The organism is Streptomyces sp. NPDC056373 (assembly GCF_042262425.1).
In the GTDB taxonomy this organism is placed as follows: domain Bacteria; phylum Actinomycetota; class Actinomycetes; order Streptomycetales; family Streptomycetaceae; genus Streptomyces.
This window is the reverse complement of sequence record NZ_JBHJPX010000035.1, coordinates 1-18,700: the sequence shown is the minus strand read 5'-3', so window position 1 is coordinate 18,700 and position 18,700 is coordinate 1. Positions and strand designations below refer to the sequence as shown.

Below are 18,700 nucleotides of genomic sequence, written 5' to 3'. Positions count from 1 at the left end.
AATACGGAGGTCAGTTCTGTCGCGTGCGCAGGGATTCCGCGCGCAACGCGAGAATGAGGTCGAGGCGGGTCGCCGGGTCGTGCAGTGCGTCGCCGAACAGCTTCTCCAGCTGACGCAGGCGGTAGCGGACCGTCTGCGGGTGGATGTGCAGCCGCACGGCGACGTCCGGCACGTTGCTGCCGCTGAGCAGCCAGGCCAGCAACGTCTCGGCGAGCCGGTCGCGCTGTCCCGCCGAGACCGTGTCGAGGGGCGCCAGGACCCGGCTCTGGAGCCGCTCCAGCAGCGGCTCGTCGCCGTACAGCAGCAGCGTCGACAACTGCTCGTCGCAGCGCACCACGCCCTGACGGGGCAGCACCCCACGACCCATCAGCCCGAGCGCCCGGGTGGCCAGGCGCAGCGACTGCGCGGCCTCGGTGACCGCGACCGTCGGGCCGATCGCGGCGGGCCGGCCGCGCAGCGCGAGCGTGAACGCCCGGCCGCCGATGCCGCCCGAGCCGTCCGGGTCGGGCACCAGCATGCGCGGCGGGCGGGACCCCATGTCCACCAGCGCGCCCGCCGCCGCCAGCGGCTGTTCCTCCTGCCGCCGGTCGGTCGCCGCCGCGAGCGCCACGACGGCGACCGTCCGCGGCACGGGCCAGCGCGCGCCGTGCGCCAGGTCCTGCACGGCCTCCGACGCCACCGACCCGTCCTCCAGGAGCAGGTCCAGCAGGCGCTTGCGGCGCCGCTCCAGTTCGTCGGAGCTGCGCAGCCGGGCCTCGGCGTACCCGGACGCGGCCGCCTGGGCGACCTCGTGCACGGTCCGGAACGCCAGCTCCCCGAGCACGGCCACGACCGTGGAGTCCAGCCCGAGTTCCTCAGCCGTCCGGCCCATCCGCCGCCAGGCGCGCATCCCGCCGACCCGCAGCGCGGACTGCAGCGCGTCCAGGCTCCGGCCCTCCAGGGCCTCACCGCGCCCGAGTTCGTAGTACGTCGCCGCGATCGCGCCCCCGTCGTCGCGCGGGTCGGCGATGTGGTCGACGAACAGGGTCAGCGCCTGCACCACCCCGGAGCGCAGATTCTGGCGGTACGTGCCGTCGGCGGGCCGGGCGTACTCGGGGACCTGACGGCGGACCTCCTCCTCCACCTCCTCGGCGACGGCCGCCAGATCGGCGCGCAGCACCTTCGCCAGCTCAGGGGGGAACTGCGGCGGGGCAGGGTGGTCCGGCACGCCGTGCGGGGTGGGCACAGCCATCACGGACACTCCTTTCGACCGGAAGCGGCTCACCCGCGGGCTGTCGCCTGTGGGACGAGTGGGGAGTCCTGTGTAGGACGGACGACCCCTCCGTTCCGTTCCGTGCCCCGACGGCACCCCCGTCACTCGGGCACCCCCAGGGCACGGGCGAGGACCGGCCACGAGGCGGTGAACTCCGGCTTCCAGTGCGCCCAGTCGTGCCCGCCGCCCCCGTAGAAGTGCGTGGTGGCCGGGACCCCCATGAGGGCCAGCGTGCGGGCGAAGCCCTGGGCCGAGGGCCACAGGGCGCTCTCCAGGATCCCGGGCAGCGGATCACCCCCGTTGCCGACTCCGCTGCCCTGCGACACGTACAGGGCCGTGCCGCGCAACCCGGTGGCGCGGGCACGCGGGTTGAAGTCCCGCCAGGTCAGCAGGTTGAAGACCGGATTTCCCCAGAGGGACGCGGCCGGCAGGTTCTCGCGGGCCACGATCGCGTCCATGATGGCGGGAACACCGGGGGCCGTGGTGTCGAGGATGCCGCTGTAGGAGGCCGCCGCGGTGAACGCCCCGGGGTGGCGGGCCGCGTGGGCCATGGCCCCGTAGCCGCCGGTGGACACCCCGGCGACCGCCCGGGTGCCGGAGGCCCGGTAGTCCCGGGCGAGCAGCGCCGGAACCTCCTTCACCTGGAACGTCTCGTAGTCGGGGCCGCCGCGCCACACGCTCGGGATGCCGGTGGGGCCCGCGTCCGGCATCGCCACGATCAGGTCGCGGCCGGCGGTGAACGCCTCGATGTCCGTCTCACGGGTCCACGACGTGTAGTCGTCGTGCGCGCCGTGCAGCAGGTACAGCACCGGGTACTTCTTCTCCGGGCGCTTACCGAAGTCCGACGGCAGGATCAACCGGACCGGTGCGCTGCGGCCGAGCGCCGCGGAGGGCACGGACACGTCCAGTGTGCGCGGCCCGAGCCGGGTGGCCGCCCGCGCCGGGGCCGTGCCCGCCGCGGCCCCGAACAGGGCGGCGAGACCGGCGGCGGCCGTCGCTCTGGCGACGGTGCGCCGGGACACTCCGGCGGCGGGCTGCTGCGGCAGGTGGGGCATGACGGCTCCTCGGGTTCCATGTCAGGGGGCCGGCTCGGTGAGGGTCCGGCTCAGATGGGCGGCGATCTCACCGACGTGCGGCGGATCGAGCAGCGACAGATGGTGACCGGGCACCGGCACCACCCGCAGTCGTGGGCACACCTCGTCCCAGCCCAGCGCCGGGTCGTCCCGCTCGTACGCGGGGTCGCGCACGGTGTGCGGCGCGGGTTCGGTGGCGCGGTAGAGAACCACCGGCCCGTCGTGGGGGCCGGGGCTGTGCGACTCGCCGATGCCCATGTCCAGGTAGGAGGACCGCTGGTGCTCCAGCGCCGCGGGCGGCACGTCGGCGGCCTCGCGCAGGGCCCGCAGCACGGCGTCGATACGGGCCGCGTCGTCGTCCATCGCCACGAGCTCGTCGTACGGCAACTCCAGGCGCACGCCGTAGGCGTCGGCGACATGGCGGGCGAAGCCCTCGAAGTGCGCCCGGATCCGGTCGGACCGCGTCCCCGGACGGGGAAGGGGCCGTACGGAGTCGATGAGCACGACCAGGCGCACCTCCCGCCCCGCGGCGGTCAGTTGCCGCGCGGTCTCCTGCGCGACGAAACCGCCGAAGGACCAACCTCCCAGCAGCAGGGGGCCGTTCGGGCGGACGGCGCCGATCGCCTCCGCGTAGCGCCGCGCCTTCTCGGGCACGGTCCCGGCTTCCTCGATCCGCTCCAGCCCGTACACCGGCTGGTCGGCGCCCAGGAGTTCGGTGAGCGTGCCGTAGACGCCGACCGGGCCCCCGGCGGCGTGGACGAGGAACAGCGGGGGCCGCGAGCCGGTGGCGCGCAGGGGCCGCACCGGGGTGTCGTCCCGGGGGAGGGCACGTTCGACCCGGGTGGCGGCGTCCTCCACGGTGACGGCGGCGAACAGGTCGCGCAGGGGCAGTTCGATGCCGAACTCGCGCTCCACGGCGGTGCGCACCCGGACCGCCATCAGCGAGTCCAGGCCGAGGTCGGCCCACGCGGTGCCCGGGGTGATTCGGGCGGGGGAGTGGCCGGTGACGGCGGCGATGTGATGGGTCAAACGGGCCAGGACCGAGGAAGGCTCGGTCACCGCGGCAGGAGGTTCCTCCGGCAGCGGCTGCGTCCGAGCGGCCCTGCCGTCCGTCCACCAGTGCCGTACGTGCCGCCACCGGGGCAGCGGCAGGTCGACGACCCGCCCCGGCGGCACCGGGAGCCGCTGTCCCGCCGCGTACAGGGAGCCCAGTTGCCCGGCGAAGGCCTCCGCCCCGTCGGCGTCCCGGCGCAGCGTGGCCAGGGCGAGGGCGCCGGGCACGGTGTCGGCGACCGCTCCCGTCAGCACGGGGTGGGGGGAGATCTCGACGAAGGCCGTGTGCCCGTCGGCCGCGGCCGACGCCAGCGCCCGGTCCAGCCGCACGGGCCTGCGCAGGTTGGCCGCCCAGTGCGCGGCGTCGAAGAGACAGTCCCCACGCGGGTCGTCGAGGACCGTGGAGTGGACAGGGACGCGCGGCCGCCGCCCCCGGATGCCGGACAGCGCGTCCAGCAGCTCCGGCAACAGGCCGTCCACCTGCGGGGAGTGCCCGGCGCCGACGACCCGCATGGCGCGCACCGCCCGGCCCTGCCCCTCCAGCCGGCGCACGAGCCCGGCCACCGCCTCCTCCTCACCCGTGACGACCTTCTGCCGCGGGGAGGAGTGCACGGCGACATGCACCTCCGGGAAGTCCCGGGCCAGCGCGTCCAGTTCGGTGTCGTCCAGGTCCACCACGGCCATCGCGCCGCCCCGCAGGCCGCTCAGCAGCCGGGCCCGTACGGCGATGACACGGGCCCCGTCCGCCACGTCCAGCGCGCCCGCGCACACGGCCGCCGCCACCTCGCCCATGGAGTGGCCGATCACGCCGGCGGGCTCGACACCGTGGGAACGCCACAGCTCGGCAAGAGCCAGCTGAAGGCCGAACAGCACTGGCTGGGCGACCTCCAGACGGTCGAGCCCGTCACCCGAGGACAGATGGTCGTAGAGGGACAGGCCGCACTCGGGGGCGAGCTGCGGATCGAGCTTCTCGACGGCGGCGGCGAACGCGGGTTCCTCGGCCAGCAGCCGGCGCCCCATGCCGGGCCACTGACTGCCGTACCCGGAGAAGACCCACACCGGGCCGCGCCCGACGCGGTCGCGGTCCCCGGTCATGACCCGGCTGTCCGGCCGCCCGGACGCCAACGCATCCAGGGCGTCGGCCAGTTCCTCCAGGTCACGGGCGGCCACGGCGGCGCGCACGGGACCCCGGCCCGTGCGCCCGGCCAGGGTCCGGGCCACGTCGGCGGGGTGCGCGGGGTGCTCTCGCAACCGGCGGGCGAGCCCACCCGCCGTGTCGCGCAGGCGCTCGGTGTCCAGGTCGGAGAGCAGGTGCACCCGGGCGGCCGGTTCCTCGGCCGGTCGCACCGGGACCAGGCCCGGCGGTCCCTCCTCCAGCACCACGTGGGCGTTGGTGCCGCCGAATCCGAACCCGGAGACGCCCGCGACGGCCGTGCCGCCGTAGCGCGGCCAGGGCTCCGGCTCGGTCACCACCCGCAGCCGGGGGTCGGTGAGGGAACTGCCCCGTTCGCAGTGCAGGGACGGCGGGATGCCGTCGCGGTGCAGGGCCAGCACGGTCTTCACCAGGCCCGCGATGCCCGCCGCGGACTCCAGATGACCGAGGTTGCCCTTGGCGGACCCCAGCAGCAGCGGCTGGTCGGGGTCGCGCCCCGCGCCGAGCACCGCGCCGAGCGCCCCCGACTCGATCGGATCGCCCAGCGGGGTGCCGGTGCCGTGCGCCTCGACGTAGTCGACGTGCTCGGCGGCGAGCCCGGACTGCGCGTACGCGCGCTCCAGCAACGCCTGCTGGGCGGCCGGGTTGGGAGCCATGAGGCCGTTCGAGCGGCCGTCGGAGTTGACCGCGCTGGCCCGGACGACGGCCAGCACACGGTCCCCGTCCCGTTCGGCGTCGGACAGCCGCTTGAGGATGACGGCCGCACACCCCTCGCCGCGCCCGATGCCGTCGGCCGCCGCGGAGAACGGCTTGCAGCGCCCGTCCGGGGCGAGGGCCCCCGCTCTGCGGAAGGCGACGGTGACCGCAGGCGACAGCAGCAGATTCACCCCGGCCGCGATCGCCGTGTCGCTCTCGCCGGTGCGCAGGCTGACGCAGGCGTGGTGCACGGCGACCAGCGAGGATGAGCATGCCGTGTCGACGGCCAGGCTCGGCCCCCGGGTGTCCAGGACGTAGGCGAGCCGTCCCGCTGCGACGCTGAGCGCGCCCCCCGCCGGGGCCCAGGGGTCGACGGCGGCCGGGTCGGCGCCCGTCACCTGCCCGTACTCCGGTGCGGAGATGCCGACGAACACGCCGGTGGCCGTGCCCGCCAGGGACCCGGCCGGCACGGCGGCATGGTCGAGCGCCTCGTGGACGACCTCCAGCAGGATCCGCTGCTGGGGGTCCATCACCGCGGCCTCGCGCGGGGTGATGCGGAAGAAGTCCGCGTCGAACCCGGCGATGTCGTCCAGGTAGCCGCCGAACGGATGGGCGTCGGCGGGCGGGAACGCGGTGAAGTCGCGCCAGCGGTCCTCCGGGACGCGCCTGATCGCGTCGACCCCTTCGCTGAGCAGCCGCCAGTAGTCGTCCGGGCCGTGCACGCCGCCGGGCAGGCGGCAGCCGACCCCGACGACCGCGACCGGCTCGGCCGTACCGCCCGGGACGGCGGGACGCGGCACCGGCGCCGCCTCAGCTCCCGGGGCGGGTGTCTCGCACAGCCGCGCCACCAGGGCCTCCCCGGTGGGTGCTTCCCACAGCAGCGTCGTCGGCAGTTCGCGGCCGGTGGCGCGGGACAGCTCGCCCGCCAGGGCGACTGCGTCCCGCGAGGCCATGCCGAGGTCAGCGAGCGGCCGGTCCATCGGGACGTCCTCCGGGGACGTCCCGTTCCAGGCGGCCACCCGCTCGGCGATCAGCCGGCGCAGCCCGGCCCCGTCGACGGTCCTCATTCCGCGGCACCCGCCGCCCGGGCCCGTCCGCCGTAGACGCCTTCCAGATACCGGGTGCGGGTCAGCGCCCGTGACACCTTGCCGCTGGAGGTGCGCGGCACGGTACCGGGCGGTACCACGACGACGTCGGCCAGTCGCAGTCCGTGCCGGGCGGACACGGCGCCGCGCACGGCACGCACCAGGGCGGCCACGTCCGGTTCGGCGAGGTGCGCGGTCCGCGCGTGCTCGGCCACGACGACCGCACACTCGCCACCGGCCCCGCCCGGCACGGCGAAGGCGGCGAGCCGGTCCCGGCGCACCGCCTCGTGCGCCTCCTGCGCGGATGCCTCGACGTCCTGCGGGTAGTGGTTGCGCCCGTCGACGATGATCAGGTCCTTCAGCCGTCCCGTGACGACCAGTTGCCCCTCCAGCACCGTCCCCAGATCGCCCGTGCGCAGCCAGCGGCCCGGGCCGGCCGCGGCGCCCGCGAACTCCGCGCCGAAGACCTCCTCAGAGTCCCTGTTCCAGTAGCCGCGGCCCACGTTCGGCCCCTGCACCCAGATCTCCCCGACCTCCCCCTCCGACAGCGGCTCCCGCGTCACGGGGTCGGCGACCCGTACCCGCTGACCCGCCGGAGTTCCGCAGCCCGCCAGCAGGACCGCCCGGGGATCGTCGGGCCGGGCGGGCAGGGCCTTTCCGGCCGCCAGGGCGTCGCGGTCGAGCGCGAACCGGCTGAGCGGCTCACCCGGCCGGGCCGCGCACACGAACACCGTGGCCTCGGCGAGCCCGTACGACGGGCAGTGCGTCCCCGGCGCCAGGCCCTGGCCGGCGAACGCCGCGTGGAACCGGTCGGCCGTGCCCGGACGGACCGGCTCACTGCCGTTGATCAGCGCCGTCACCTTCTCCAGTCGCAGGCCCTCCTTCTGGCCGGCGGTGACGGTCGCGACGCAGTAGTCGTAGGCGAAGTTGGGCGCGGCGCTCACGGCGTTCGGATGCGCGGCGAGCAGCCGCAGCCAGCGCACCGGCTCGTGCAGGAACGCCGCCGGGTCCATCAGCACCGACAGCGCCCCGCGCGCCACCGGGGCCGCGACGCTGAGCACCAGCCCCATGTCGTGGTAGAGCGGCAGCCAGCCCACACTGGTCATCGGGCGGGTGTCGAGACCGTAGGCGGTCAGCGCCTGACGCGCGTTGGCGACCACGTTGCCGTGGCTGATCTCCACACCGGCCGGGGCGCGTGTCGAACCGGACGTGTACTGGAGGTAGGCGGGCGCCCCGGGGTCCAGGGGGACCGGCTGCCGGCCCGGACCGTCGCCGTCGGGCACCTCGTCCGCCACGACGATCCGCGGGCCGCCGGCTCCGAGGAAGTTCCGCACTTCGTCGCGGGCCCGGCTCGTGGTCACCACCACCGAGGGGCGCGCGTCGGCCAGCACGCCCGCGAGCCGGTCGGCGTGCCCGGGCAGACCGGGGGTGTACAGCGGAACGGCGACCAGCCCGGCGGACAGGGCTGCCAGGAAGGCGGTCACGTACTCCAGGCCCTGCGGGCAGAGCAGCGCGACCCGGTCCCCGGGCCCGGCCTCGTCGGCGAGGCGCGCGGCGAGCGCCCGCACCCGCACGTCCAGGCGGCGCCAGGTCAGCGTGCGGTGGATACCGCGCGAGTGCAGCGCCGGGTGCTCGACGAAGGTGAAGGCCCGGCGGTCGGGGGTGGTCTCGGCCCAGTGCCGTACGTACTCCGGCAGGGTGGGGCACGCGGGAGCGAGCGGGGGGCGGCGGCTGTCCATCGGGCGGGGCTCCTCACGGCGCGGATCGGCCTACGGGTCGCGGAAGGGGAGGGAAAAGGAGAGGAGAGGGGAGAGAAGAGGGCGGTCAGAGGGGGATGTTGCCGTGGCGGCGTTCCGGCATCGGGGCGCGTTTGCCGCGCAGCGCGCGCAGGGCGCGGCAGACCTGCTCGCGCGTCTCGCGCGGCGCGATGACGGCGTCGACATAGCCCCGCTCGGCGGCGAGGTACGGCGTGCCGTGGGTGCGTTCGTATGCGGCGAGGAGATCGGCGCGCAGCGCCTCCGGGTCGTCCGACGCGGCGAGCTCACGCCGGTGCAGGACGCCCACGGCCCCCTCGGCACCCATGACGGCGATACGGGCCGTGGGCCAGGCGAGGTTGACGTCGGCGCCGAGGTGCTTGGAGCCCATCACCGCGTAACCGCCGCCGTACGCCTTGCGCACCACGACCGTGACCTTGGGGACGGTCGCCTCGGCGTAGGCGTACAGGAGCTTCGCGCCGCGCCGGATGATCCCGGCCTGCTCCTGCCGCACCCCGGACAGATATCCGGGCACGTCGGCGAAGGTCAGCAGCGGGATGCCGAACGCGTCGCAGAACCGCACGAACCGTGCGGCCTTCTCGGACGCGTCGATGTCGAGCACCCCGGCGGCGTGCAGCGGCTGGTTGGCGACGACACCCACCGAGCGGCCCTCGATCCGGGCCAGGGCGCAGATGATGTTCGGCGCGAACAGCTCCTGCACCGGGAGAAGTTCACCGTCGTCGACGACCCCGTGCAGAATGTCCCGCATGTCGTAGGCCTCGCCCAGCCGGTCCGGGACGATCGCGTCGAGACCGTCACCTGCCGGGGCGTGCCCGGGGGCGTACTCCGGGGGCCGTTCCAGATTGTTGGCCGGCAGGTAGGACAGCAGGTCGCGCACGGTGTCGAGGGCGTCCTCCTCGTCGGCGGCGAGGAAGTGGGCGTTGCCGTTGACGGTGTTGCTGGTGCGGGCGCCGCCCAGTTCCTCGGCGGTGGTGCGCTCGCCCGTGACCGTCTCGATGACGTCGGGGCCGGTGACGAACATGTGCGAGGCGCCGTCCACCATCACCGTGAAGTCGGTGATCGCCGGAGAGTACGCGGCACCGCCCGCGCACGGGCCCAGGACGACCGAGATCTGCGGGATCACCCCGGACGCCTTGACGTTGCGCCGGACCAGCTCGGCGTAGAGGGCGAGGGCGGCGACCCCCTCCTGGATCCGGGCCCCGCCGGAGTCGTTCAGGCCGATCACCGGGCAGCCCGTCTTCAGGGCCAGCTCCATCAGGGCGACGGTCTTCTCACCGAAGGCCTCGCCCATGCTGCCGCCGAACACGGTGGAGTCCTGGGCGAACACGCAGACCGGGCGGCCGTCGACCGTGCCGTACCCGGTGACCACGCCGTCGCCGTAGGGCCGGCGGGCGTCGTGACCCGCAGGCCGGGCCCGGACGAACAGGCCGGTCTCGGTGAAGGAGCCCTTGTCCACGAGCCGCTCGATCCGCTCCCGCGCCGAGAACTCCCCGCGTCTGCGCGGCCCGCCCGGGGCCACCGCCCGCTCCCGCCGGTGCTCCAGGCCGGCGACACGCTCCGCGGTGTCCCCGGGCGGGTGCGTCGCCGTCTCCCCCGGACCGGATGCCGTCACCTCTGTGCTCACAACCACCTCCGAAGTGGCTCTCGAATATGACAGCGGGGCGGGGGAGTGCTGTACGGATCACCGTTCTGTGTGGGGGAGTTGAGTCCTCGCGAGCGGGGTTTCATCCGGGTGTGACAAGGAGGCCTCGCAGGGCCGGGCGCGATTCAGCGGCCCGAGTGCTGAATGCGTTCTCCTTCTTCTATTGGACCCCCGGCCGTACGGCGTCCAGGCTGGAGTGCACCATCGCCCGACAGCCGGAAGAGGTCACGACCCATGCACAGCCGCCGCATCGGTGACGTCGAGGTCAGCGCGATCGGCCTGGGCGCGATGCCCATGTCCATCGAGGGACGACCGGACGAGGACCGCTCCCTCGCCACCATCCACGCCGCCCTCGAATCCGGCGTGACCCTGATCGACACCGCGGACGCCTACCACCGCGACGCCGGCGAGGTCGGCCACAACGAAACCCTGATCGCCAAGGCCCTCGCCTCCCACGACCGCGGCGGCGACGTCCTGGTCGCCACCAAGGGCGGCCACCTGCGCCCCGGCGACGGCAGCTGGACGCTCGACGGCAGCCCCCGGCACCTCAAGGCGGCCTGCGAGGAGTCCCTGCGCCGGCTGGGTGTCGAGGCCATCGGCCTGTACCAGTTCCACCGCCCCGACCCGCGCGTCCCCTACGCCGAGTCGGTCGGCGCGATCCGCGACCTGCTGGACGAGGGCAAGATCCGCATGGCCGGCATCTCGAACGCGAACCCCGAGCAGATCCGGCAGGCCGACGAGATCCTCGGTGGGCGTCTGGTCTCCGTGCAGAACCAGTTCTCCCCGGCCTTCCGCTCCAGCGAGCCGGAACTGCGCCTGTGCGACGAGCTCGGCATCGCGTTCCTGCCCTGGAGCCCCCTCGGCGGCATCTCGAAGGCCGGTGAACTCGGCTCGGGCCACGCCCCGTTCGCCCGCATCGCCGAGGCGCACGGCGTGAGCCCGCAGCGCGTGTGCCTGGCCTGGATGCTCGCCAAGTCGCCGGTGGTCGTGCCGATCCCGGGCGCGAGCCGCCCCGAGACCATCCGCGACTCGCTCGCCGCCACCGACCTCGTCCTGACGGCCGACGAACTGGCTGAGCTGGACGCCGCCTGAGCAGACCACGAGACCCGGGGACGGCCGCAGGCCGCCCCGGGTCTTCTGCTGCACACGAGCCAGCACGCGCACGCCCTACGCACCGGCAACCCGGAGGACCACCGATGGCAGCGTCGTGGGAAAGACCGCTCGACCACCGCTACCGGGGCGAGCACCCCGTCCGTACCCTCGCCTACCTGCTGCGAGCGGACCGGCGGCGGCTCCTCGCCGCCGTCGCCGTCTTCACCGTCAAGCACAGCCCCGTCTGGCTGCTGCCGCTCATCACCGCGTCCATCATCGACACCGTCGTCCAGCACCAGCCGATCAGCCGTCTCTGGACCAGCACCGGCCTCATCCTGTTCATCCTGCTGATCAACTACCCGCTGCACGTGCTGTACGTCCGGCTCCTCTACGGCAGCGTCCGCCGGATGGGCACCGCCCTGCGCTCCGCCCTGTGTACCCGAATGCAGCAGCTCTCCATCGGCTACCACTCCCGCGTCAGCGCGGGCGTGCTCCAGGCCAAGGTCGTGCGCGACGTGGAGACGGTCGAGCAGATGGTCCAGCAGACCGCCGAGATCGGGCTCGGTGCGACCACCGTGCTCACCGGGGGACTCGTCATCATCGCCGTCCGCACCCCCGAGTTCCTCCCCGTCTTCCTCGTCGTGGTACCCGCCGCGGCCCTCCTCGTGGCCCGGCTCCGCGCGCGACTGCGCACGCACAACGAGCACTTCCGCCACGAGGTGGAGACCCTGTCGTCGCGCGTGACGGAGATGACCCGGCTCATCCCCGTCACCCGGGCCCACGGGCTGGAGGGCAACGCGCTGCGCCGCATGAACGGCACCCTGAACCGGCTGCTCACCTCCGGCCTCCGCCTCGACCTGGTCAACGGCCGGTTTGGATCGCTGGCCTGGGTCGTCCTCAACGTCGTCGGCGTGCTGGTCCTGGCCGGCGCGGCCCTCCTGTCGTACCACGGCGTCTGGGGCGTCACCGCCGGTGACGTGGTGATGCTCAGCGCCTTCCTGACCACCCTCACCAACTCCACGACAACGTTGGCGGGCCTCGCCCCGGTCATCACCAAGGGCCTGGAGTCGGTCCGTTCCGTGGGCGAGGTCCTCCAGGCCCCCGAACTGGAGGACAACGAGGGCAAGGCCGAGTTGTGCGCCCTGCGCGGAGCCGTCACCTTCGAGCAGGTCGACTACGCCTACGAGACCGACGGGCGCACCGCCGTGCGGAACTTCACCCTCGACGTCGCGCCGGGCGAGACCATCGCCCTCGTGGGCGCGTCCGGCGCGGGCAAGTCCACCGTCCTCAACCTGGTCATCGGTTTCATCCGGCCCACCTCGGGCCGGCTGCTCCTCGACGGCGCCGAGATGAACGCCCTCGACCTGCGCACCTACCGGCGCTTCCTGTCGGTGGTGCCGCAGGAGTCGATCCTCTTCGACGCCACGATCCGCGAGAACGTCGCTTACGGCATGGACGACGTCGACGAGGAGACAGTACGGGTGGCCCTGCGCGACGCCAACGCGCTGGAGTTCGTCGACCGGCTCCCCAGGGGCCTCGACACCCTGGTCGGCGAGCACGGCGCCCGGCTGTCCGGCGGCCAGCGGCAGCGCCTGGCCATCGCCCGGGCCCTGATCCGCGACCCCAAGGTGCTGGTCCTGGACGAGGCGACCTCGGCGCTCGACACCCGCTCGGAGGCGCTCGTCCAGCAGGCGCTGGTCCGATTGCTGCACGGCCGCACCACGTTCGTCGTGGCGCACCGGCTGTCCACCGTCCAGGGCGCCGACCGGATCGTCGTGATGGGCGACGGACGCATCGAGGAGATCGGTACACACGAGGAGCTCATGCGCCGAGGTGGGGCCTACACGGCTCTGCACAGCGGCCAGATCGCCTAAGTCCGGTCGCAACCGATCACTTCTCGTCAAATCTGACCCAGGTGAGAAAATCGTGTGAATGTTTCCGCGTGGTTCGGGCATACGCAGCGAAAACAGAGAGAGGGGCGCTACGTGCTTGTACCGGACCGGAAGATCGTCAGGGAGTTGCTGACGCGGTACGCGTCGCTGAGGATCGCTCAGTCGGAAAGGCACGTGTCGACGGCGGCACGCGAACTGGAGGACGTCAGCTACACGCTGTGCGTGATGATGGGGACGTCCGACATCAGCGACGCCATTGCGAAGGCTGATGTCCTGCTGCTCACCGAGGGGCGGCCCGATGCCGCCGACGCGGGCGGGGAGAACGGCCTGACGCTGGTCGGCTGACGGATGTGAGGCCCGGCACGACCGGGCGGCGCGCCTCGGCGGCCCCTAGGCAGGGGCCGCCGAGGCGTTCGTACGCCCGTGGAACGCCGTCCGGTAGGCGTACGGCGTGGTGCCCACCACCTTGCGGAACCGCTCCCGGAACGCGGTCGGCGAGCCGAACCCCGCCTGGCGCGCGATCCGTTCGACGGAATGGTCCGTACTCTCCAGCAGGAACTGGGCGCGTCGCACCCGCGCCCGCAGCAGCCACTGCAACGGCGTGGTGCCCGTCTGCTCGCGGAAGCGCCGGCTGAAGGTCCGCTCACTCATCCCCGCCCGCGCCGCCAGTGCGCCGAGCGTCACCTCGTGCGCCGGATTGTCCTCGATCCACTCCAGCAGCGGTTCGAGAGCCGAACCCCGGGGCACCGGCGGATGCTCGTGCACGATGAACTGGGCCTGCCCGCCCTCGCGTTCCAGCGGCATGACCGACATCCGGGCGATGTTCGCGGCGACGGCCGATCCCAGGTCCCGGCGGATCATGTGCAGACACAGATCCAGCGCGGCGGCGGCCCCGGCCGAGGTGAGGATCTGCCCGTTGTCGACGTACAGCACGTCCGGCTCGACCTCCACCCGCGGGTAGCGACGGGCCAGTTCGCCGGCGGCCACCCAGTGCGTGGTGGCCCGCAGGCCGTCCAGCAGCCCCGCCTCCGCAAGCACGAAGGCACCGACGCACACCGAGGCGATCCGGGTCCCTGCCTCGGCCGCCTCCCGCAGGGCCGCCGGCACCCGCGCGGAGGGCGGTGCGGCGTCGGGGGAGCAGCCGGGCACGATGACGGTGTCCGCCTCGGCCAGCGCTTCCAGCCCGCGTTCGATGCGGAGGGTGAACCCGCCGTCCGCGCGCACCTCGGGTGTCTCGGCGCACAACCGGACCCGGTAGGCGGGCCGCCCGTCCGGCAGATGGGTCCAGGCGAACGTCTGCTGGGGCGCCGCCATGTCGAACGGCACCACGTGATCGAGAACCAGGATCACCACGGAGTGCATGACGGCCACACTAGGCGACTTCCCGCCACCCCTGTGAAGTGGTGGCAGAGGCAGTCCCGGAGCGGAGAGCGCAGGTCGGGCGAGGTGGCGAGAACCCGTTGGAAGCTGTCGTTCCAGCCCATGGGCGCATCCGCGGGGGCGTCCTAGCGTGGGCGCCGTCGACCGCATTCACGGAAAGAGCCCCGGTGACCAAGATCCTGCTGTCCCTCCATGTCCTGGCCGCCATCGTCGCCATCGGTCCCGTCACCGTCGCGGCCAGTATGTTCCCGCCCGCCGCGCGCCGCGCGACCCCCTCGGGTGGCATCGGCACGCCGGCGCTCCTGCACCGCATCTGCCGCGTCTACGCCGGTGTCGGGCTGAGCGTTCCGGTCCTCGGGCTCGCCACCGCGGCCGCGATGGGTGTCCTCGGCAGCGGATGGCTCATCACCTCCATCGCCCTGACTGCCGCGGCCGCCGGCATCCTGGTGGCTTTCGTCCTGCCCCGCCAGGAGGAACTCCTCGACCGGCTGAAGGACGAGAGGGCTCCCGGCCATCGGGACACCGTGCAACTCGCCATGTTCACCGGCACCTTCAACCTGCTGTGGGCGACGGTCACCGTCCTGATGGTCGTCCGCCCGGGATCCACTACGGGAGCGTGAACATCCCGCCTTCGCCTGTCACGGATGTCCGGTCTGCGTCAAGTCATCCCAAGGAATTCACACTCCGGGACACCGTGCCGCCTACACTCGCAGTCTCGCCCCCGCACGGGGCCGACGAGAAGAAAGGCGCGTTGACGGGTGTTCCAGGATTCCCCCATCTACGACCGACTCATCGCGGAGCGCGGTGACGTACCCGCACAGGTGCGCCGCGAGGCCGAACGTGTGAGCAGGGAACTGGAGCTGGTCATGCGGCCCTCACAGTCCCTCGGCTACGACCGCCCGCACTCCCCGGGCGCGGGCTGGCAACGCGCGGGCATGCTTCCCGGCCCGCGTCCGCAGTGAAACGGGCGGCCGGCCCGGGCCCGTCGCCGGGCCCGGTGCTCAACGGACCGTCGTGTTCGAGCCGTTGACGCGGGGTGTCTGGACCGGGACGGGCCGGGCCAGCCACTCGGCGATGGTGCGGGCGATCGGCTGACCCGTCTCCACCTCGACGAACCCGAACTGCCCCGACTGGTTGCACTCCAGGAACCACCAGGTCCCGTCGGAGTCCTCCGCGAAGTCGAAAGCCCCGTAGGCCAGTTCGGCCTCGCGTAGATAAGCCAGGACGCCCGGCGCGATGCGGGTCGGCACATCGGTGGGCAGCCATGGCGAGCCCGGCGCGGCGAACCGCACGTCGACGTCGTCCGGTTCCGCGTCCTCGGCGGTCGCCTTGCGGGCGGCCAGCATCCGTTCGCCCACGACGGTGAGCCGGATGTCGGCCCGCTTGGTGATCCGCCGTTGCAGCAGCGTCGGCCCGAAGGCCACGGCGGAGAAGTCCGTGTCGGGCGCGACCCTGCTGGTCGGCACGGCGCGTGGCGGGTCCTGGGGATGCGCGCCCGACACCGGCTTGACCACCAGTTCCGGGTAGCGCTCGGCGAACTCGCGGGCAGCGCGCGGAAACGTCGTGATCAGCGTCGCGGGCACGGGCAGGCCACATCTCTGGGCGAGCCGCAGCTGCCACGGCTTGTGGCGGGCCCGGCGGGCCGCGTCGGGGTGGTTCATCCAGCGCGCGTCCGAGCCCCGCAGCATGCCGTAGAGCGCCTGGGTGGCCTCCTCGGTCAGCCAGGCGGACGGCTGAACCGCCCGCGCGGCCGGGACGCCGGGCCGGCGCACCCACACGGACCGGAGCCCCCCGATGCTCACCAGCCGCCCCCCGGCGGACAGGTGGCCGCGGAACCGGCCGTGCACGTATTCCCCCGAGAGCGAGACCCCACCGGTCAGGTCCGCGGGATCGACCCGGACCACCGGAACCCCCGTAGCGTTCAGGTGCACGACCACCATGTCCGCGGTGACGTCCTCCTCGCAGGTGAGGATCAGTACGGTCATCGTCGGCGGCCCGCGGTCAGTCGTCGAAGTGCGTCTTGGAGCCGGCGGTGGACGTCGTGGTGCCGAACTCTCTCAACAGGGCGAAGTCACAGGCCGCGACCCGGCCGTCGCGGAGCACGTTCAACTGCAGTCCGGCGTCGTACACGTACGGAATGGCAGCTTCCAACTCCACTGCCGGGCGCGCGTAGTTGAGCGCGAACGGTTGCATCGTCTCTCCCTCGTCGGTACTGCGCCGAGCAGGCGGTGGTCCAGGGGCGAGTCCGCCCGGTCCGCCGACCTGATTCGGCTTCCAGAGACTTATACGAATCGAACGGGTGGTTGGTTTCCTTACTTTCCGTAGTCATCGGCCAGTTGCCGGTCCGGCCGGTGCGCCGAACTGCGCTCCCGTTCGCCGAGGGAGCCGCGGACAGTGCGCAGAGCGAGCAGCAGGACGCCGATGTCGTCCAGGTACACCGGGTCGGGCACCAGATCGGTGGGCAGCACGAGATAGAGCACCGCGCCCCAGAAGACCCAGCGCGGGCCCGTGGGCAGCCCCGCGCGCCGCAGGTCGCGCCGGGTGCGGACCAGCCGTACGAGGACGACGACGGCGAAGGCGAGGACGACGGCCGCGAGGGCCGTGGCCAGAATGATCACTTGTGTGGTCGTGTCCACGGGGCGACCTCCTCCTGGCATGCCACGACACGGGGTGTCCTTAGCTGGATTCCCTTTTCCGGCGGCTGTATTGCGGCCGGGGCCCGACATGTCAGCGAGTCGGCGGATTTTCCCGTGCGCATGGTCATCCTCGTGGAGCATCCGAGTGGCACGGGGTGACGGGGGCGCCTAGTAATGGTCACCGTAACGTCGCTCGTCACACGACGGGGGGCGCAGGAGCGGCCGCACTCTTCCCACGGAGGCGAGTATGACCACCTGCTCTTCAACACCCCGCTCGAACGAACCTGCCGTCAGAGCTGAGCCGAACGGGTCCGTCCAGCCGTCCGCCGAGACGACCGTCGCCACCGGCACGTTCCAGGTGGCGCAGACGAGCGAGCAGCCCGTAGCCGACCCGTACGAGACGAACCAGGCGGGGAGCTTCGAGCCCGTGGCCGGTTCCCACTCGGCCGACCGGGTGGCAGCCGAGCCGGCCGCCCTCGGTTCCCGGCCGGCGGCCGGGGCACCGGAACAACCGCCTGCCTTCGCACCGGACCGGACGGACCCGACCGCCGCCCGGCCCGTCGCCCACGATCCGGACGGGACGGACACGTGCACCGCCCACGCGGACCTGCCCGCCGCGCAGCAGGCCCCTCCCGCCACGGACTGGCTGGATCCCGCCGAGGCGGGGCCCCTGCCTCCCGCGCCGGACACGACGGACTCCGCTCCGGGTCCCGCCCGGTCCGCATCCGCGGACCCGGGTGAGGGCACCGAGCCCGCCGCACGCGGCGAGGACGAGGCCGATCCGCCGGCCGGGCCCGGCCCGGGCGACGCCGACCGGCCCGGTGTGCCCCCGTTCGTCGTCCGGTCGCTCGACGACAACCCGGTGGAGCTCCGGCCCGGCAGCGGTCCGGCCTCCGGCGCACCGTACGGCGACGCCGTCAGCGACCTGGTGCACGCCGCCGTGGCCGACCGGCCGCTGGAGGAGGTCGTCGACCTCATCGTCTCGCTGGAGGTGTCGCCCGACCACACCCGGGCGAGGGTGGACGCGCTCCGCACCGCCGGGGTGGGCCGCTCCGTCGAGGACGTTTCGAGGATGATCGCCCTGCTGACGAAGCCCCCGCGCGACGCGGCATGCGCGGACGAGGCGATCCGGGCCGCGGCCGCCCACCGTCCGGTGGAGGAGGTGACCCGGCTGGTGACCCTGCTGCACAAGGAGCCGCAGGAGCCCCACGTCCGCGAGGAGGCCCTGCGCGCGGCCGCCACCGGCCGGTCCGTCGGAGAACTGGTCGAACTGATCGACCGCCTCGGCCTGGAACGGCTGGACCGCGATGGCCCTCGCCCGGAGCCGGCTTCGCCCCCCGAGGGCCGGACGGCCGCGCCCGAAGCGCCGGGCCGTCAGGGCAGGCGCCGCCCGGCACGCCAGGGCAGGCTCCTCGTGAACCACCACACCTTCGACCAAGCACCACAGGACCACGAGACCGCGGCAGACCGGCTCGCCCGGTACGTGTCCTGGTCGGGCTGGCTCGCCGCCCTGGCCCTCGTCGCGTGCGCGGTGGTCCACTTCCCCCTGCAACGGGGCGACGGGTCGCTGCAACTGCACGCGTTCGCCCTCGGTCTGTCGGTGCTGTGCACGGTCCTGGCGGTGCTGCTGGCCCTGCGGCCGGTGGCGCTGGTGCTGGCCGGGGCGGTGCTGGTGCCCACCGTGCTGGCGGGAGCCCAGGCGTACGGGAACTCCTTCCCGTCGGCGTCCCTGCCCCGGGCCGTCGATCTGGCGCTCGCCCCGCCGTGGCTGGCCGCGGCGGTCGCCGTGTGCGCGGCGCTGCTGGCCCTGGTCGCGCTGGTGTTCCGGGTGCTGGCGCCCATCGCCGCCCGGCAGTGGGCCGCCGTCCCGGCCGGAGCGTCGTCGACCGACTGAGACGGACGGGTGACGGGGTGGGGGGGGGGGGGGAGGCCCCCGGCCCCCGCCCCCCGCCCCGGGGGGGGGGGGGACAC

General features: G+C 73.6%; 15 protein-coding genes. 6 read left to right on the top strand and 9 right to left on the bottom strand.

Features of this window, described 5'->3' with window-relative positions:
- Positions 1-10 precede the first annotated feature (10 nt).
- The 5 genes from ACFCXS_RS38935 to ACFCXS_RS38915 form a co-directional block, all read right to left on the bottom strand.
- Positions 11-1,231 (bottom strand): PucR family transcriptional regulator, encoded by a 1,221-nt coding sequence (locus ACFCXS_RS38935; protein WP_376648073.1) that lies wholly within the window; start codon positions 1,229-1,231, stop codon positions 11-13.
- Between the two features lie 122 nt (positions 1,232-1,353).
- On the bottom strand, positions 1,354-2,307 hold the full coding sequence (locus ACFCXS_RS38930; protein WP_376648072.1) for an alpha/beta hydrolase: 954 nt from the start codon (positions 2,305-2,307) through the stop codon (positions 1,354-1,356).
- A 21-nt stretch (positions 2,308-2,328) separates the two neighbouring features.
- Positions 2,329-6,294, bottom strand: coding sequence for a beta-ketoacyl synthase N-terminal-like domain-containing protein (locus ACFCXS_RS38925; protein WP_376648071.1), 3,966 nt, complete (start codon positions 6,292-6,294; stop codon positions 2,329-2,331).
- Positions 6,291-8,051 carry a fatty acyl-AMP ligase gene (locus ACFCXS_RS38920; protein ID WP_376648070.1) on the bottom strand — a complete coding sequence of 587 codons (1,761 nt, stop codon included), beginning with the start codon at positions 8,049-8,051 and terminating at the stop codon, positions 6,291-6,293. Before ACFCXS_RS38920 ends, ACFCXS_RS38925 begins: the two co-directional genes overlap by 4 nt.
- 85 nt (positions 8,052-8,136) lie before the next feature.
- A complete protein-coding gene (locus tag ACFCXS_RS38915) occupies positions 8,137-9,711 on the bottom strand; it encodes an acyl-CoA carboxylase subunit beta (RefSeq protein WP_376648069.1) in 1,575 nt (524 codons plus the stop codon).
- Positions 9,712-9,963: 252 nt separating this feature from the next.
- On the opposite strand from ACFCXS_RS38915, the gene ACFCXS_RS38910 reads away from it, so the two are divergent.
- The 3 genes from ACFCXS_RS38910 to ACFCXS_RS38900 all read left to right on the top strand — a co-directional run bounded on the left by ACFCXS_RS38910 (position 9,964) and on the right by ACFCXS_RS38900 (position 13,058).
- Positions 9,964-10,821, top strand: coding sequence for an aldo/keto reductase (locus ACFCXS_RS38910; RefSeq protein WP_376648068.1), 858 nt, complete (start codon positions 9,964-9,966; stop codon positions 10,819-10,821).
- 104 nt (positions 10,822-10,925) lie between these two features.
- Positions 10,926-12,695 (top strand): ABC transporter ATP-binding protein, encoded by a 1,770-nt coding sequence (locus ACFCXS_RS38905; protein ID WP_376648067.1) that lies wholly within the window; start codon positions 10,926-10,928, stop codon positions 12,693-12,695.
- Between the two features lie 111 nt (positions 12,696-12,806).
- The gene (locus tag ACFCXS_RS38900; RefSeq protein ID WP_376648066.1) at positions 12,807-13,058 is read left to right on the top strand and encodes a DUF5133 domain-containing protein; all 252 of its coding nucleotides are present in this window, start codon (positions 12,807-12,809) and stop codon (positions 13,056-13,058) included.
- A gap of 45 nt (positions 13,059-13,103) precedes the next feature.
- Here the strand turns inward: ACFCXS_RS38900 and ACFCXS_RS38895 are convergent, their stop codons facing one another.
- The gene (locus ACFCXS_RS38895; RefSeq protein ID WP_376648065.1) at positions 13,104-14,075 is read right to left on the bottom strand and encodes a GlxA family transcriptional regulator; all 972 of its coding nucleotides are present in this window, start codon (positions 14,073-14,075) and stop codon (positions 13,104-13,106) included.
- Positions 14,076-14,260: 185 nt separating this feature from the next.
- On the opposite strand from ACFCXS_RS38895, the gene ACFCXS_RS38890 reads away from it, so the two are divergent.
- Both ACFCXS_RS38890 and ACFCXS_RS38885 read left to right on the top strand, forming a co-directional pair.
- Entirely contained in the window at positions 14,261-14,713 is a 453-nt protein-coding gene (locus tag ACFCXS_RS38890) for a hypothetical protein (RefSeq protein ID WP_376648064.1), read from the top strand.
- Between the two features lie 138 nt (positions 14,714-14,851).
- Complete coding sequence (locus ACFCXS_RS38885) at positions 14,852-15,055, top strand: hypothetical protein (RefSeq protein WP_031111422.1); 204 nt, start codon at positions 14,852-14,854, stop codon at positions 15,053-15,055.
- 39 nt (positions 15,056-15,094) lie between these two features.
- Here ACFCXS_RS38885 and tgmB read toward each other — a convergent pair whose 3' ends face one another.
- The 3 genes from tgmB to ACFCXS_RS38870 form a co-directional block, all read right to left on the bottom strand.
- Positions 15,095-16,078 (bottom strand): ATP-grasp ribosomal peptide maturase, encoded by a 984-nt coding sequence (gene tgmB / locus ACFCXS_RS38880; protein ID WP_376648063.1) that lies wholly within the window; start codon positions 16,076-16,078, stop codon positions 15,095-15,097.
- A gap of 16 nt (positions 16,079-16,094) precedes the next feature.
- Positions 16,095-16,286 (bottom strand): putative ATP-grasp-modified RiPP, encoded by a 192-nt coding sequence (gene tgmA, locus ACFCXS_RS38875; RefSeq protein ID WP_053673313.1) that lies wholly within the window; start codon positions 16,284-16,286, stop codon positions 16,095-16,097.
- Between the two features lie 119 nt (positions 16,287-16,405).
- Entirely contained in the window at positions 16,406-16,729 is a 324-nt protein-coding gene (locus tag ACFCXS_RS38870; RefSeq protein WP_376648062.1) for a YkvA family protein, read from the bottom strand.
- Between the two features lie 247 nt (positions 16,730-16,976).
- On the opposite strand from ACFCXS_RS38870, the gene ACFCXS_RS38865 reads away from it, so the two are divergent.
- Positions 16,977-18,623, top strand: coding sequence for a hypothetical protein (locus ACFCXS_RS38865; protein ID WP_376648061.1), 1,647 nt, complete (start codon positions 16,977-16,979; stop codon positions 18,621-18,623).
- Positions 18,624-18,700 lie beyond the last annotated feature (77 nt).